Origin of the sequence: Roseovarius dicentrarchi, from assembly GCF_003316635.1 — a bacterium.
Taxonomy (GTDB): domain Bacteria; phylum Pseudomonadota; class Alphaproteobacteria; order Rhodobacterales; family Rhodobacteraceae; genus Roseovarius; species Roseovarius dicentrarchi.
In genome coordinates this window covers 1-2,023 of the sequence record NZ_QNQP01000060.1, presented here as the reverse complement: position 1 = coordinate 2,023, position 2,023 = coordinate 1, and the positions used below count along the sequence as shown (strand labels likewise).

General features: G+C 60.9%; 2 protein-coding genes and 1 pseudogene. 2 read left to right on the top strand and 1 reads right to left on the bottom strand.

From position 1 onward, the window contains the following. Window positions 1-698: pseudogene (locus tag DQ230_RS16745) on the top strand (transposase); the annotation flags it as partial. A 99-nt stretch (window positions 699-797) separates the two neighbouring features. On the opposite strand, the gene DQ230_RS16740 reads toward DQ230_RS16745, so the two are convergent. Next, window positions 798-1,124 carry a hypothetical protein gene (locus tag DQ230_RS16740; RefSeq protein WP_338050528.1) on the bottom strand — a complete coding sequence of 109 codons (327 nt, stop codon included), beginning with the start codon at window positions 1,122-1,124 and terminating at the stop codon, window positions 798-800. An 84-nt stretch (window positions 1,125-1,208) separates the two neighbouring features. Between DQ230_RS16740 and DQ230_RS16735 the strand changes: the two genes are divergently transcribed. Beyond that, window positions 1,209-1,871 (top strand): hypothetical protein, encoded by a 663-nt coding sequence (locus tag DQ230_RS16735; RefSeq protein ID WP_113913693.1) that lies wholly within the window; start codon window positions 1,209-1,211, stop codon window positions 1,869-1,871. The last annotated feature ends 152 nt before the right edge of the window (window positions 1,872-2,023 follow it).

Below are 2,023 nucleotides of genomic sequence, written 5' to 3'. Positions count from 1 at the left end.
TCCAGCCGAGGGCGGAGGGCGCACCGCCCAACAACGAGGGACCTGGCGGTCCGCCCACACAAGATACCGCGACCGACAGCCAGCCCCGACAGACCCAGAACGAGACCCAACCGATGACCCACCCGAACCACCGAAACCGCAACGTCGAAGTCGATTTCAAGGGCGAGAAGCGCTCGAACGCGACGCATGTTTCGATCACCGATCCCGATGCGCGCCTTTACAAAAAATCCCTTGGAACGGGCGCGGTGCTTTGCTTCATGGGGCATACATTGATGGAGAACAGGCACGGGTTTGTCGTGCAGAGTGATCTGACCCAGGCCGACGGTTATGCCGAGCGGCGCGCTGCGCTGGACATGGTCCATCGCCACTCCCCCGGATCAACCCGGCGGCTGACGCTCGGGGCCGACAAGGGATACGATAGCGTCGGTTTCGTCGCCGATCTGAGGCAAGCCTGCGTCACTCCGCACGTCGCCCGGAAATCGAGATATTCAGCGATCGACGGGCGCACTACCCGACACCAAGGCTAAGCCCTGTCCCAGAAGAACCGAAAGAAGATCGAAGAGCCGTTCGGTTGGGCCAAAACTGTCGGTGGCATGGCACAGACCATGTATCGGGGCGTTGAATGTGTTCGATCCCGCTTCATCCTGACAATGGCCGCCAACAATCTCGCCCGGCTGCCACGGTTGCTGGGGGCATGAAGGGGAAAACGATCGTCAACGCTCCTGTAGTAGCTTGCCAGCGCGGCCTGTCAGAGAGTGTCTTGGACCACCCGCAAGGACAACGTCCGGCTGCCGCGACTATTTCAGCGGCCTGTTAAACCCAAAAACCTTCATGCAGTCCTTGATCTTCTGCACGTCCGGCCCGTTCGGCGTCCGGCCCAGATTGAACGGCGCAGACGCGTCCCGCCACTTGGCGTAGTCGTTCAGGTAGTCCAGCATCGACACATAGACCTTGGCCGAGTTGGGATTGGCGCAGGCGGTTTCGACGATCACTTCGCTGGCCATTTCCTGCACCTTCGCCAGCGTCTCGTCGAACTTGGCGTAGGCTTCGGTCGCGCACTTTTCGGCGAAGGCCAGCGTGCGTCGCCGTTCCGCCCGCGCCTCCGCGCGCCCTCGGCGGCGCATCCTGCCGCGCGGGGCGATTGGCCTTGATGCATGGCGCGCGCTGGCCTATCTGCTGGCGAAAGATTGCACAGGAACGGACATGCCATGAGCCTCCTTCGGAAATGCGACGCCGCGCTGATGGTGCTCATCGGGCTTGCGCTGATCGCGGCGGTCGTGATCGCGACAGTCTCGCCCGAGTATTTCTCGCTGGTTTTCGCGGCCGAGGACAGGCTGGTTGAAAACGGCACCGCGCTGTTTCTGCTGGTGGCGAGCGTCGTTCTTGCTGTGAATGCCGTGTCGCTTTGGCGGCGCGGGCGGCATGGCGCGGCGCTGCTGACGGCGCTTTATGCCCTGATGTTCTTCATGGCGGCGGGCGAGGAGATATCCTGGGGTCAGCGCATCTTCGGATGGGAATCCAGGGAATTCTTCAAACAGAACAACAAGCAATATGAGACGAACCTGCACAACATCAACGTCGGCGGCGTGCAACTTACCAAGACCCTGTTCGGTCCGGTGCTGACGATATGCATACTTTTGTACCTGGTAGGCCTGCCCCTGATCTACCCAAGGGGCGGACGCATCGCCGCGCTGGCCGACCGCATGGCCGTGCCGGTGCCGTGGTTGAAACATGCCGTCATCGCGCTGGTAGCGACCGTCATCATCGCCCTTTTGACCGTGGACCGCAAATGGGAGGTCTACGAGCTGATCTTCAGCTTGCTGATGGTGTCGATCTTCCTTCTGCCGCAGAACCGCGACAAGACGACCTGAACCGCGCTGATCGGCGCCTGCCGGTCTGAACTGATGCGGTGGATGCCTCCACCCGACGGCATCAATTGTGCCAAAGTGGTTTCATCTGAACCAAAGAGAGGGAGGCATCCATGTTAGAGATTAGCATATTGGCGGTTGATTTGGCCAAGAAC

Excerpts from the sequence above, each read along its gene's own strand:
- DQ230_RS16740 (WP_338050528.1), bottom strand. The coding sequence starts at position 1,124 with ATGCGCCGCCGAGGGCGCGCGGAGGCGCGGGCGGAACGGCGACGCACG.
- DQ230_RS16735 (WP_113913693.1), top strand. The coding sequence starts at position 1,209 with ATGAGCCTCCTTCGGAAATGCGACGCCGCGCTGATGGTGCTCATCGGG.